Origin of the sequence: Pleurocapsa sp. CCALA 161, assembly GCF_003003995.1 — a bacterium.
Taxonomy (GTDB): Bacteria; Cyanobacteriota; Cyanobacteriia; order Cyanobacteriales; family Xenococcaceae; genus Waterburya.
The window spans coordinates 1-13,094 of record NZ_PVWF01000012.1 but is presented as its reverse complement, the minus strand read 5'-3'; the positions used below and the strand labels follow the sequence as shown (position 1 = coordinate 13,094).

Here is a 13,094-nt window from a genome sequence, read left to right as displayed (position 1 = left end):
GGGTTATACCTATGACAACAGAAAAGATACGAGTACCAGTTTTATCACCATCAGGTGAACCGTTAATGCCTACAACTAGCGTCCGAGCTAGAAAATGGATAGCTGCTGGCAAAGCAAAACCAGTATGGAACAACCTTAAGATTTTCTGTGTTCAACTACTTGTAGAACCAAGTGGTACTGAAACTCAAAAGATAGTAGTAGGTATAGATCCAGGCAAATTGTTTTCTGGCATAGCAGCAGTCAGTAGTAAAGCAGTTCTATTTACTGCTCATGTGCTGTTGCCATTCAAGCGAGTAATTGCTAGAAAACAAACTCAGAAAATACTACGTCGCGCTAGACGTGGCAGAAGAATTAATCATAATATTCCTTTTGTTAATAGAGCGCATAGAGAGAAGAGATTCGACAATCGCAGGGGCAGTAAGCTACCTCCAAGTATTCGAGCTAATCGCCAGTTGGAATTACGCATTGTCAAAGAGTTAGCCAAATTATTTCCTGTCGCTGAAATCGTATATGAATATGTCAAAGCAAAAGGCAATAAAGGTTTCTCGCCTGTAATGGTAGGTCAGAAGTGGATGCTAAAACAACTACCTACCATTGCATCAACTCATAGACTAGAAGGTTGGAAGACTAGCAACATTAGAAAACATCTAGGCTTGGCTAAAAACAAAGACGATAAATCTATCCAAGATGTATCTACCCATGCCAATGATGGTATAAGCCTCGCAGCTAGTAGATTTATTCAGTACAAGCCTTTTCGATCTGTTAATAGTCATGGTCATCACTGGGTTGGTTCAATCCAGTTAAGTAACGCACCATTCAAAGTAATATCTCGCCCTCAGTTATATCGAAGACAATTACACTTTGAAAACAAGAGCAAAGGAGGTATTAGAAAGCGAAAAGGTGGAACGGTTACGCCATTTGGTTTTAGAAGTGGAGATTTAGTGATTACAACCAAAGGCAAGAAAACTGTCAAAGGTTATATCGGCGGCTATTCAGAAGTAAATAAAGTAGTCAGTATTTATAACGTTAGTTGGAAACGACTAGGGCAATTTTCTGTGTCAAAAACAAATTTGTTAAGAAGGAGTAATGGACTATGTGTTGCTTAACCCTGCTGGCTCTCCTACATGCGGACAAGTAGATGCGGCTAAAGAGCAATCAACAAATCAATCCCGATCAAAGCAAGAACTTGATTAGCGGAAATTGCATTCGCAATTTGGCGATATTTTATCGCCACCTATGCAAACACCATTAACAAAAGACCAAGTAAACGATGCCGCCGAAAATTATCTCTACACGGATAATGCAGACATTCCCGCAGATGTAATCGCTGGGTTTATCGCCGAAGCAGCCGAAGAATATCTGGAAGACTTTACCACCAACCCTCAAGTGTCTCCCAGAATTGAGGCAAATATTAACCGAGCGATCGTTCTTTACCGTCAGGAGGAATCATAGAAAAGTCCTGGGAAGACTGTTGCTGGTTTGCTGGCGAATTAATTGCTGAAACCTTCTTTGAACCAGAATCTTATCCTCACGACTGTGACGCAGACATAAACCAAGCTACGTGGAATACCTGGCAACAAAATGACAATTTTGCCAAGATTTGTCCTCACTATCAAATACAAGAAAACTATTGCCATAAGACAAGTTCTGCGAACTTAGTCGGAAAATTATATCCGAACTAATAACTTATGCAGGCACAATATTCTAATCTAGTCCCTAGCAAAATCAACAGCTTGATTAATGCCGGGGCTTTAATTTATAAAAGTTTCCAGCGCCAAGAAAAAGTATCGGTCTATCAGTTAAAAACCATCATGACTGAAGCTTGCGGCGGTTCTGATGCTGATGGGTATTGGGTTTGGAAAGAAGCCTATGAAGCAGTAGAGATTGGTCTGGTCAACTACCTAATTAGCTATCAACGCCAAAATTCCCAAGTAAATTTAGAAGATTTAATTGGTCTAGAAAAACTCTATACGGCCCACAACAAACGCAGCGATAAATCAGAAAAACTACAGCAATTTTCTACTCCAGTCACTTTATCTTATCTTGCCAATCAAGCAGCTCAAATAAACAATCAGGATATTGTCCTCGAACCTTCTGCTGGAAACGGATTACTAGCAGTATTTGCCGCCATGAACTGCTATGAGTTGGTTCTCAATGAAATCGATCCCCTGCGAGCGGCAGCTTTAGATAATCTGTTTTGCGAAGCCAGAGTGTCCCAGCATAATGCCGAGCAGATTAACGATCGCTTAAATCCTGGGGTAAGACCCACGGTAGTGCTAATGAACCCGCCCTTTTCTAGCTATCTCAACCGTGATGTTAAAGGCTCTAGCGTAATATTTGAACATCTAAATAGCGCGTTAAACCGATTAGAACCTTACGGAAGATTAGTGATGATTTGCCAAGATTCTATCCGACCAAACAATCCGATTTGGCGCAGAAAATTTGACCAGCTACAGTCCAAAGCAACTGTGATCGCCTCAGTTGGTGTAGAGGGAAATATATATGCCAAGCAAGGCACTACCGTGGATACAAGAATTACAGTAATCGATAAAATTCCAGTCGCTAGCCCTCGGCAATTCATAGAAACCATGCCCTGCATGAATTTGACCGACTTAAGCCAAATAATAGCTCAAGTGCCACCTAGATCAAAGCAGTTAAAGATCGCAGCTAAAGCTGCTCCCATAGTAGAACAAGAAAGTCTATTCGATCTAAGTTCTGTTCCAAAAACGACCAATATAATTCCATTTCCCCGAACTGCAATAACTGTTCCCAAAGTAGAGGTGGAAGCTAAAACTGAAGCAAAAGTCAACTGGAGCGAAGTCGAACCAGTTAAATATATCCAAAATCACTGGAATAAAGAACTGAGCCAACCCCAAGGACTCTTTGCTCCCTACCAAATTGAGGGGATAAAACTGTCTGGTTGCCAAAGCCATCCTACAGATGCAGTAGAATCCATCGCCATGGCATCAATTCAGTCCCCAAGCTGTAGCTATCAGCCGCTGTTGCCCAAACAGATTATTGAACAGGGAATACTTTCAGATATTCAGCTTGAAACCATCATCAGAGCAGGAGAAGCCCATAGTAAACTACTCAATAAATGGGTCAAGATTGATGAAAATAATAAAGTGCGTCATTACCCATATGCCGAACCTGATGCTCGTCAAGAACGGCAAGGATATCTTTGTGGAGACGGTACTGGAATTGGCAAAGGTAGACAAATAGCAGGAGTAATTTTAGATAATTGGCTCCAGGGAAGAACTAAAGCAGTTTGGCTCTCAATATCCCCCAATTTAATCGAGGATGCCCGTCGAGACTGGCAGGATTTAGGCGGTAAATCAGAACAAATCATCTGCCAATCAAGCTTTAAACCAAACCAAAAGATCGATCTAAATGAAGGCATCCTGTTCACAACATACCGCACCTTAGCTAGACCAGAAACCACCAAAAATCAGTCACGCCTAAAGCAAATTATCGACTGGCTTGGAGAAGATTTTGCTGGGATCATTGCCTTTGATGAGTGTCACGCCATGGCAGGAGCTTTGCCCACTAAAGGTACTAGAGGGACGCAAAAAGCTAGTCTTCAGGGATTAGCAGGACTGAGGATTCAGCATCAGCTACCCAATGCCAGAATTATGTACGTCAGTGCCACAGGAGCCAGTAAAATCCAAAACTTAGCCTATGCCGAACGTTTAGGTCTATGGGGGACTCAAAACAGTGCTTTTAGCGATCGCAAAGTATTTATCGAGAAAATCGGCAATAGCGGTATTGCCGCCATGGAGATAATCTCACGAGAACTTAAAGCTCAAGGACTATATCTAGCCAGATCTCTTAGCTACCAAGGAATTGAATATCAAACCCTCGAACATAAACTAACACCAGAACAGGTTGAAATTTATAACCAATATGCCAAAGCTTTTGAAATCATTCACAACAATATAAGCGAAGCACTTAGCTGTACTTGCACTAATGAAGAAAGCTCTTTAACTGCTGCCCAAGGCACAGCTTACTCAGCTTTTGAATCAATCAAGCAAAGATTTTTCAATCAGCTATTGATCTCCATGAGCAGTCCCAGTTTAATTGCCGCAATAGAGGCAGATATAGCCGCAGGATTTGCGCCAATTCTTCAGATTACGTCAACTAATGAAGCTATGCTGCAAAGAACTTTAGAGGCAATCCCAGTTGAGGAGTGGAACGATCTTAAAATCGATATTTCCCCTAGATCTTACATCCTAGACTTTCTCAACAACAGCTTCCCAGTGTACCTAATGGAAACTATTGAACAAGACGGTCATACCTATACCAGCTATGCCAAAGACGCTCAAGATAATAAAATCCTCAATCAAGAGGCTGTGATGCTCAAAGAAGCATTAATTATCAAGATTATGGAGCTACCAACCATCCATTCAGCTTTAGATCAAATAATCTTCTACTTCGGCTACGAAAATATAGCAGAAATAACTGGTCGCTCATTAAGGCTAGAAAAATATGAGGATAATGAACAAACTAAAATTCGCGCCAAAAAGCGAGATCAAAATGCCAATATCGCTGATGCTGAGAAGTTCCAAAATGATGAAGTACAAATTCTCACATTCTCCAAGTCAGGAGGAACGGGACGCTCTTATCATGCCTCACTAAAAATTCCCAATCAGCGTCTGCGCAAGCACTATCTAGTCGAGTCTGGCTGGAACGCAACTGATGCAATTCAAGGCTTTGGGCGCTCTCACCGCTCTCACCAGGCGCAGCCTCCAGTCTATATTCTGGTAACAACTGATGTTAAAGGACAAAAGCGATTTACCAGTTCGATAGCTCAAAGACTGGCAACTCTTGGAGCCATCACCAAAGGTCAAGCAGAAACAGGCAATAACGGTCTATTTAAAGCAGAAGACAGCTTAAATAATGAATACGCTCAAGCTGCATTATCAACCTTGATTAGCCAAATCAGACTTGGAGCATTGCCTGAGTGTAGCCTAGAAACTTTAGAAGCCAAAACTGGACTACATTTGCAGTATGAAGGAGCCTTACTGCCTACTCCTCCAATGAATCGTTTTCTCAATCGTTTACTGGCACTTGAAGTAGATCTACAAAATTATCTGTTTGAACATCTCGATCGCCGCATCAAAGAAAATATCGCAGAAGCAAAAGAATCAGGCCACTATCAAACTGGAGTAGAAACAATCAATGCCCACAGCATTCAAGTAGTAGAGAAATCAGATCTCTGGCAAGATTCTGAATCAAAAGCCAAAACTGTCGCCAACCGAGTAATTCAAGAAAATATTATTGAATATACCAGCTTCCAGCAGGCTCTGGTTGAAGTAACACAACATTCTACCGCACAGCTAGTTTTTAATGAAAGATCGAATAACGTTGCTTATGCGGTTCCTATTTGGAGTGAAACCTGTGCCAAAACTGGCAAAAGCATCGAGCAGATCCATCTTAAGCGTCCAGACTCTGTATCTAAACAGGAATTAGCAAAATTTCAACAATCAAACTGGAAACCGATTACAGAAGCAGAGTTTTCACGTCTATGGCAGTTAAGACTAAATGAGCTACCAAAATACAGTACCACTAGCTACTACATCATTAGCGGCTTGTTGCTACCAATCTGGGATCGCTTACAGGGAGATTTAAAAGTTAGACGCATTGTTACCGATGATGGCGAAGCGATTCTCGGTCGCGTAATTTCAGATTACTCAATAGAGAATGTCTTTAAAGAGTTTAATCAAGAAATTGAAACTACACCCGAAACAATCTACCAGCGAGTTATCGGCGGACAGGCTGCTAAAGTTACAGATATATTAAGACTCAGGCTTTCTAAAGTAATGGGTAGCGAACGTATTGAAGTGATGGGCTGGAATGATTCAGTTTATCAGCAGTTAATAGCCATAGGCTGCACTAGCGAACGCATCTCCTGGCAGCAAAGAGTATTTATCCCAATAGAGAAAGCTATTGCTCTAATCGAGAAAATCGTCAATAATTGCTGAGGAATATAGATGAGATAGAAGACCTCTTGCCTGCGGCATTCGCCCTAAAGCAAGAGGTCTTTTACTTGTGAAAATTATTAACAACAGAAAAGCGATCGCCAAAATTATTTCCCATAATCCTTGGGATAGCCAAGGTAAATCCTGGGACGTAAATGAAGCGATTAACGCTTTAAATACTGGAGAAATTTTAGCTCTAACTAAAGAAAACAATCGCTATTTCCTCCACTTAAAAAACGAAGCTAATACCAAAATAGCACTATCAAACCACGCATCAAACCCATGAACCAGATTAAAAGCATCCAATTATTCAATTCCACTCAGTCTTTACCTTCACAGAACTTAGCTATTTAATTCACCATGGAGTTACACCACCTTATTAACGCTACTACAGCCGAAATTCAATATCTTTACCTGCGAGATAATATTCCTTGGATAGTTGGCTGTAGTTGGGGAAAAGACAGTAGCTGTACCCTACAGCTAATTTGGCAAGCGATCGCCAAGCTTTCTCCCGAACAAAGACATAAGAACATTAATGTGATTACTACCGATACAGGAGTAGAAAATCCCATTATCGCTAATTTCTGCCGTCAATCTATTCAGCAGTTAAATGCAGGAGCAGAAAAATATCTAATGCCTTTTAAGGCACATCTGCTCAAGCCAACAATCGATAATTCATTTTGGGTTTTGAGCATTGGTAAAGGATATGCCAGACCAACTTACCGACATCGCTGGTGTACTCCCAGGCTCAAGATCGATCCAAGCGATCGCTTTATCAAACAGCACGTTTCTCAATACGGTGAATCAATCCTCACTTTGGGCGTGAGAAAAGATGAGTCTATCAAGCGTAAAACCTCAATAGAAAAGCATCAAGCTTCTGCCCTAGAGCAAAATCTCTCCCCTAGTAGTTCCTTACTTAACTGCACCATCTATACTCCCATTGCAGATTGGACAACCAATCAAGTTTGGCAATATCTATTGCAGGTAGAGAATCCGTGGGGCGGCAGTAATCAACAGCTTTTTCAAATCTATCGTGGGGCTACTAATAGCGCAGAATGCCCTTTAGTCGTTGAAGAAAATACCACAAGCTGCGGAAAATCTAGGTTTGGCTGTTACGTTTGCACTGTAGCAAGTTCCGAGCATAGCTTGACTTCAATGATTGAAAACTCTGAGAAAAATGAATGGCTAGAGCCTTTGCTGGAGTTAAGAGAAATCCTAGCTAATAGCAACAATAGCGATCGCCATCTGAGATTAACCACAAAAGGCGTTCAATTTCACTTTAACAAAGTCAATTCTCAGATCAATCTCGAACCCACTCCAGGAAAATACCATCAAAACTTTCGGACTGCCTTATTAACCAGACTTCTTCAAGCTCAAAAACAAATTAAAACCAATGCCCCCAAACAGTACCGAGATTTTGAATTGATTAGCCTGGAGGAACTGTCGCAGATTCGCTATTTATGGCTAACTTATCATCATGAAATTGAAGATATTCTGCCAAAAATCTATCAGTCTGTAATGGAAAAAGAATACTCCGAACTCGCCCCCGAACGTTTGGTTAATAAGCTTGACAATGATTTTTGGCAGACTGCAAAAGAAATTGTCGATGAACCAGAAGCCAAGCTAATCGCATCACTACTTAATGTCGAAGCCAAACACCAAGCCATAAATCAGCGACAGGGAATTTATCAAGCTTTAAACCAGCAAATTAAGCAGCAAAAAATAAGTCAAGAATCAGAAATTTATCTTGGCTATAAAAGTAAACAGGCTAAAAATATCGATAAAGCAGCTTCTACTATATGCCCTAAAGGACTAGCTCCGCGTCGCGAAGCGGTATACCACAAGGGTACAATGTCCTTTAGGATTGCCTTTCTCAAACTAACCAATCGCCCAATACCCAAGAATAAAATTCTCAGATTCCAATAATGTTCGTAACTCAAGCAGGAGCAAGTATCGCATTAAAGCTGGTTGAACTCTGCCAAATAACCGACAAAGCAGAAGTCTACGATCGAGTTGCCATGCTGCTCCAAGAAATCATCAAGTATCAGCAAGATTACTATCAACTATTTCATTCAATCCGTTGGAACCGCAGTCGCAAAAAGGTTAAAGCAGAAACTGAGTCAAAACTAATAGCGATCGCCCAATGCTCTTACGAGAAAATCAACTTAGCAGGTCAACTGCTAAATTTATATGCGGATACAGAACAGGTTCGAGATCTAAATTCTTTTAATCTTTTAATTCAGCAAATTCAGGAACTTAAGATGCTGATAGAAATCCATCATCTTGGCGAACAAGTGACACTAATCTCTTATGAGTCTGAAACTAGATTTACTGGCTGTATTCATTAGTCACAAGTTAAGAAAATCAGAACCAAGTCAAGAAAACGAAAGAATCGTGTAAAACTCATAGAGAATAGGTAATTGAAGAATTTAATTTCTCCATGAGTAAAACCAAAAGGCTGAATCGAGACCACGCCAAAAAAACTCAACGACCAATGGTGGAAGATCGAGTTATTGCCGAACATTTAACCGCTCTGCTAACTCCAGTAATCACATCGCAGTCGGGTTTTTTCCGAGAATTGGGACTTAGAGATAGGATTCTGACACTTCCGTTGATGGTGGCTGCGGTTTTGACTTTATTATGGCGAGATGTTCCTGGGGTAAGCGAATTAGGTCGATTACTCGAAACCGAAGGATTTTTATGGTGTAATCCCACCAAAGTGAGTCAACAAGCCTTATCTCAAAGATTTTTGACTTTTCCTGCCGTTTTATTCGAGAGAATCTTTCATGAAATTTTACCTCGTCTGAAAGCCAGATGGTCAGCCCGTCACAATCGACCATTACCCGAAAGTGTTCAATTTACTTTGTCTAAGTTTGAGAACATTTGGGTAGCAGACGGTTCAACTTTAGAGGCTTTATTTTGCAAACTTAAAAGTTTAGAAGAGGTGAAAACTGGCACATTAGCTGGAAAGATGGGAGTCGCGATTGATTTGGTTACAAGATTGCCTATGGCAATTTGGTTTGCGGAAAACCCCCGTGCTTCAGATACCCGTTTTGAAGACAATTTGTTAGAACTAGTTTCAGCCAAGACCTTGTTGTTACTAGATCGGGGATTTTATCATTTTCTGTTTTGGCAACAATTAATCGATAAAGAAATTCACTTTATTACTCGCAGAAAGATTAATGCTGCTATTCAATATCAACAAGTTTTTACCAATGGCTATGATTTACGAGATCGTCTGGTTAAAATAGGTTCGGGAACCAAAAAAACTCCCATTGTTACTCTTCGTTTAATTGAAGTCAGGGTTGGTACAGTTTGGCGTTCTTATTTAACTTCAGTGCTTGAGCCTGAAATCTTACCTCCCTATGTTGTCATCGATTTGTATCAAAAACGTTGGCGAATTGAAGATGCTTTTAATACTGTCAAACGACTTTTAGGGTTAAGTTATCTTTGGACTGGTTCAATTAATGGCATTAAACTACAAATCTGGGCGACTTGGCTATTCTACGCCGTTTTAGTAGATTTAGGAGATGCTGTAGCTGATGAAATTTCTCTTCCTTTGGATCGTATTTCCTTAGAAATGATTTATCGTGGTCTTTATTATTTTCATGGTGCTTCCTGTCGGGGAGAGGCTTCTGACCTCGTTAAATATTTTGCTAATCCTGATATTCAGAAGTGTTTAGGGATTGTTAAAAGAAAGCGAAAACCAAAGCCAAAGCTCATAGTTGCTCCTTTTCCTGACAAACAGAGAGGTTCTGACCAATTTTTCTTTCAATTTCCTCCTAAATCACCTTTGATAACTAGCTTACAAGCTTAACTTGTGACCAATGGGCTGTATTCCTGGGTTAGAGAACTATTAATCCGATTAAACTAAATTGGGTCGGGATATCCCGACCTAATTTATAACCAATAGATTAAGCTTCTAAAAGTTGATTTAGACTTTTGAGTAGTGACTCGATTTTGCGACGATTTTTAGGATTATGCCATAGTTCTTTCTTACGAGAGAGTTTGCTGTAAGTTTGCTTGACATTGGTTACTAGTTCGTCAGTAGGTAAATCTTTAAGGTCGTATTGCTTTTTGCCTTGAATTTCCGAGACTTGAACTTTAATTTCAGCATGAGAAAGATTCTGTTCTATAGCCTCTTGTAGTAAAGAATCTCGACATGTTTCGTCTTTAATCCTGGCAATTAAAATCCCTTTAGTATAATCTAGACTTCCTCTTTCGATTGCCGACAATATAGCTTCAGGAAGCTTGAGTATACGCAGGCGATCCTTGACAAATGTTGACAAAGATAAGTTTTTGAGTGAAGCAAAAGTCAACTCGACTTGTTCTTGAAAATCGGTCGGAACATCCCGACCTTTTACCATTTTGTAAAGAAGGGAAGTTACATCATCTTTTTCTAATTGAGTATCCAAGCAAATTAGTTGGAGAATTGCCCAAGTTTCTTCTATGGGGTTAAGATCTTCTCGATTACTATTTTCCTCAATGGCAATAGCTAAAGAGGCGCGATCGCTCAAGTCCCTAACCTTTACCTCAATTGTTGATAAACCCAGTAATTTTGCAGCTCTATATCTACGCTCACCAGCTACTAGTTCATATGGGTAATCTTTTCCTTTCACTGGTCTTACTGTGATACTCGTTAGCATCTCGTGTTCTTGAAATGAATCTGCAAGCTCCTGAATCTTTACAGGGTCGAAATAGCGTCTGGGATTTAAATCTGATAGTCCAATTTGGTCGAGATACAATGTGTTCTCAACAATTTCTGGACTCTCAAAATCAGCCAAGGTTGCTTTGTTTTTTCTAGGCATCAGCAAAAAATTCCTTAAATAAACTTTCGTATTCTTGAGCTACTAATTTAGAAGCAGCATCTGTTTGGCGAAATGCGGTAGATAGTACCAAGGGAGAATCGCGAATTAACTTGAGTCTTCTAATCTTGGTATCGAGAAGATTTACTTTGTGCTTGTTGAAATAGGCTTGAGCATCACCTGCTGCATTTGACCTTAGATCGACCAAACTTAGAAAAAATGCTGCATGAAGGTTTTTTCTGAGCTTTAGCTTGCGATGAACTATGTTAATCATTTTGATCCCGTCTTTCAAGTCGAGTGCCGAAGGCTGAACGGGGGTTAGCATAAAATCACAGTAATCTAGAACTTCTCTCACTATTTCTGATGCCCCAGGAAGATCTATTACTACGTAATCGGCATCGATACTTTCTGCCAAAGCATACAGTTCATCTGGGTCTTTTTCCTGATAATAGGAGATCTCTAGTTCATCTAACCAGTCATGCACCCCTGTTTGAAAAGATGCATTTATGAACACAACCTCGCTCCCTTTTACCTTCTGAAGCCAGTCAGCAAGATGAACCGCAGTGGTTGTTTTACCAACACCACCTTTGGTATTACCTACAGCGATTATTTTTTTCATCTATTTTCAACCGCTAAAAACTTAGCTCATATTAACTCGATCGATGTCAAATTGCGATAAATTATAATTTATTTGGCAAGATAGGGTGCTTCGCACTTGTTGATTAAACATGAGCGTTACCATTAAGCCGCCCTTAAACATCCACTCCTGGGACAAAACTCCATTTGCTGCTGCCTTAAGCCTGTTTACCCAATCAGCTAGAAAAAGTGGGGTTTTAACTCAAGATTATCCTCTAGAATTTCGTGGTAAAACTTTTCCCTGCGCTGGAACTGCCTATCAGCACTTTAATGAAAATTTAGACGAGGATGAAGCTTTTGAACTATTGATTGAAGTGATGAGTACAAAGCTTAAACAGTATCCTAAATTGACCGAAACAATTACCCTTAGCGGCGGTATTGATTGGCTCAAGACTTGTTTTCACAGACCAGATTCTTGCAATAAATTTTGGCAGGGTACAGGCTATCGCTCAGGCTATATCACCGCTTTAATTAATGCCTATCGGGAGGTAGCCCAGCCGCCAGAAAAGATAGTATCGATCAAAGACGAGCAGCTTATTGAAGATCGTAATGACGATCGCCAAAAATTAAGCAACCGAGTTTTCTACAATCCAATATCTTTTGAACTGTATATCTTATTCAATAACAAAATTAAGGCAAGAGAATGGGGAATTCACCTGATTAAAGAGCTTTATGTTGGCGAAGGTTTCACCATTCAAGACAGCAGCGATCGAGATATGAAGTTTGAACTAGTGGTGCCAATGGTAGATAAAACGGCTGCAACTACTTTAGTAGAACTGGCAAATTTTGCCTGTCGTCCTCACGGTAACAATGCCCAAAATCCCATCTAATAAAATTTGGTAGTGCTCTAGATGTAATGATAGAGGAGTAGAATTTCTTACAGTTACCCTTCCATGCCATCCTGTCCAATTTGTGTATCTTGCCAAACAGTTAAAAATGGTCGCATCCATAATGGTAAACAGCGATTCAAATGCCAAGATTGCGGACGGCAGTTCGTCAGCCAACCAACAAAAAAGGTGATTGACCTGGCGACTCGATCCCTAGTCGACCGTTTGCTCTTAGAACGGATTTCGCTGGCTGGCATCGCTCGTGCCACCCGAGTGTCTGAACAGTGGCTGCAAACCTATGTCAATGATAAATATGCAAAGGTGCCCCGCCAGGTGCAAGTCGCACCCAAAAAAAGGGGAAACTAACAATTCAGTGTGATGAATTATGGTCGTTTGTGGATCATAAAGGCAACAAGCAATGGGTTTGGTTGGCACTGGATGCAGACACTCGTGAAATTGTGGGTGTTTATATTGGTGCGCGAGATGAAGCAGCAGCCCGCCAGTTATGGTCGTCTTTGCCTGCGGTCTATCGCCAATGCGCCATTGTTTACACTGACTTTTGGGCAGCGTATGGGGCAGTGCTACCGAGCAAACGACATCGAGCGGTTGGAAAAGAAACGGGTAAGACCAGCTACGTTGAGCGATTCAACAATACGTTGCGTCAACGAGTATCTCGTTTGGTGCGAAAAACCTTGTCCTTTTCAAAATCATTAGAGAATCACATTGGTGCGATTTGGTATTTTATTCATTACTACAATGAATCATTACTTGCTCACGGGGTGACAAGAGGTTCGAAAGCAAGATAAACGGTTGAATGTAGCGGTTAGATGGTAATAAAAAGGGGTCAA

11 protein-coding genes are annotated in these 13,094 nt (G+C 40.6%); 9 read left to right on the top strand and 2 right to left on the bottom strand.

Annotated elements, in window-relative coordinates; all coding sequences use genetic code 11:
* Positions 1 to 11 precede the first annotated feature (11 nt).
* The 7 genes from C7B62_RS04870 to C7B62_RS04840 all read left to right on the top strand — a co-directional run bounded on the left by C7B62_RS04870 (position 12) and on the right by C7B62_RS04840 (position 9,795).
* The gene (locus C7B62_RS04870; protein ID WP_106233497.1) at positions 12 to 1,106 is read left to right on the top strand and encodes an RRXRR domain-containing protein; all 1,095 of its coding nucleotides are present in this window, start codon (positions 12 to 14) and stop codon (positions 1,104 to 1,106) included.
* Between the two features lie 130 nt (positions 1,107 to 1,236).
* On the top strand, positions 1,237 to 1,452 hold the full coding sequence (locus C7B62_RS04865) for a hypothetical protein (protein ID WP_106233496.1): 216 nt from the start codon (positions 1,237 to 1,239) through the stop codon (positions 1,450 to 1,452).
* 236 nt (positions 1,453 to 1,688) lie between these two features.
* Positions 1,689 to 5,981 (top strand): strawberry notch-like NTP hydrolase domain-containing protein, encoded by a 4,293-nt coding sequence (locus C7B62_RS04860; RefSeq protein WP_106233495.1) that lies wholly within the window; start codon positions 1,689 to 1,691, stop codon positions 5,979 to 5,981.
* Positions 5,982 to 6,048: 67 nt separating this feature from the next.
* Complete coding sequence (locus tag C7B62_RS04855; protein ID WP_106233494.1) at positions 6,049 to 6,264, top strand: hypothetical protein; 216 nt, start codon at positions 6,049 to 6,051, stop codon at positions 6,262 to 6,264.
* Between the two features lie 74 nt (positions 6,265 to 6,338).
* The gene (gene dndC, locus C7B62_RS04850; protein ID WP_106233493.1) at positions 6,339 to 7,904 is read left to right on the top strand and encodes a DNA phosphorothioation system sulfurtransferase DndC; all 1,566 of its coding nucleotides are present in this window, start codon (positions 6,339 to 6,341) and stop codon (positions 7,902 to 7,904) included.
* Positions 7,904 to 8,326, top strand: a complete 423-nt coding sequence (locus C7B62_RS04845; protein WP_106233492.1) for a hypothetical protein — start codon at positions 7,904 to 7,906, stop codon at positions 8,324 to 8,326. Before dndC ends, C7B62_RS04845 begins: the two co-directional genes overlap by 1 nt.
* Before the next feature lie 146 nt (positions 8,327 to 8,472).
* The gene (locus C7B62_RS04840) at positions 8,473 to 9,795 is read left to right on the top strand and encodes an IS4 family transposase (RefSeq protein ID WP_106233538.1); all 1,323 of its coding nucleotides are present in this window, start codon (positions 8,473 to 8,475) and stop codon (positions 9,793 to 9,795) included.
* Between the two features lie 97 nt (positions 9,796 to 9,892).
* Here C7B62_RS04840 and C7B62_RS04835 read toward each other — a convergent pair whose 3' ends face one another.
* Positions 9,893 to 10,786, bottom strand: a complete 894-nt coding sequence (locus C7B62_RS04835; RefSeq protein ID WP_106233491.1) for a ParB/RepB/Spo0J family partition protein — start codon at positions 10,784 to 10,786, stop codon at positions 9,893 to 9,895.
* Positions 10,779 to 11,402, bottom strand: a complete 624-nt coding sequence (locus C7B62_RS04830; protein ID WP_106233490.1) for a ParA family protein — start codon at positions 11,400 to 11,402, stop codon at positions 10,779 to 10,781. Before C7B62_RS04830 ends, C7B62_RS04835 begins: the two co-directional genes overlap by 8 nt.
* Positions 11,403 to 11,511: 109 nt before the next feature.
* Between C7B62_RS04830 and C7B62_RS04825 the strand changes: the two genes are divergently transcribed.
* On the top strand, positions 11,512 to 12,249 hold the full coding sequence (locus C7B62_RS04825; RefSeq protein WP_106233489.1) for a hypothetical protein: 738 nt from the start codon (positions 11,512 to 11,514) through the stop codon (positions 12,247 to 12,249).
* A 63-nt stretch (positions 12,250 to 12,312) separates the two neighbouring features.
* A protein-coding gene (locus C7B62_RS04820; protein WP_199194069.1) for an IS1 family transposase occupies positions 12,313 to 13,052 on the top strand; the annotation gives its coding sequence in 2 pieces (ribosomal slippage) (positions 12,313 to 12,598 and positions 12,598 to 13,052; 741 coding nt in all).
* The last annotated feature ends 42 nt before the right edge of the window (positions 13,053 to 13,094 follow it).

What these genes read in the sequence shown, in the direction of transcription:
- C7B62_RS04870 (WP_106233497.1), top strand. Translation starts at nt 12, where the DNA reads ATGACAACAGAAAAGATACGAGTACCAGTTTTATCACCATCAGGTGAA.
- C7B62_RS04865 (WP_106233496.1), top strand. Translation starts at nt 1,237, where the DNA reads ATGCAAACACCATTAACAAAAGACCAAGTAAACGATGCCGCCGAAAAT.
- C7B62_RS04860 (WP_106233495.1), top strand. Translation starts at nt 1,689, where the DNA reads ATGCAGGCACAATATTCTAATCTAGTCCCTAGCAAAATCAACAGCTTG.
- dndC (WP_106233493.1), top strand. Translation starts at nt 6,339, where the DNA reads ATGGAGTTACACCACCTTATTAACGCTACTACAGCCGAAATTCAATAT.
- C7B62_RS04845 (WP_106233492.1), top strand. Translation starts at nt 7,904, where the DNA reads ATGTTCGTAACTCAAGCAGGAGCAAGTATCGCATTAAAGCTGGTTGAA.
- C7B62_RS04840 (WP_106233538.1), top strand. Translation starts at nt 8,473, where the DNA reads ATGGTGGAAGATCGAGTTATTGCCGAACATTTAACCGCTCTGCTAACT.
- C7B62_RS04835 (WP_106233491.1), bottom strand. Translation starts at nt 10,786, where the DNA reads ATGCCTAGAAAAAACAAAGCAACCTTGGCTGATTTTGAGAGTCCAGAA.
- C7B62_RS04830 (WP_106233490.1), bottom strand. Translation starts at nt 11,402, where the DNA reads ATGAAAAAAATAATCGCTGTAGGTAATACCAAAGGTGGTGTTGGTAAA.
- C7B62_RS04825 (WP_106233489.1), top strand. Translation starts at nt 11,512, where the DNA reads ATGAGCGTTACCATTAAGCCGCCCTTAAACATCCACTCCTGGGACAAA.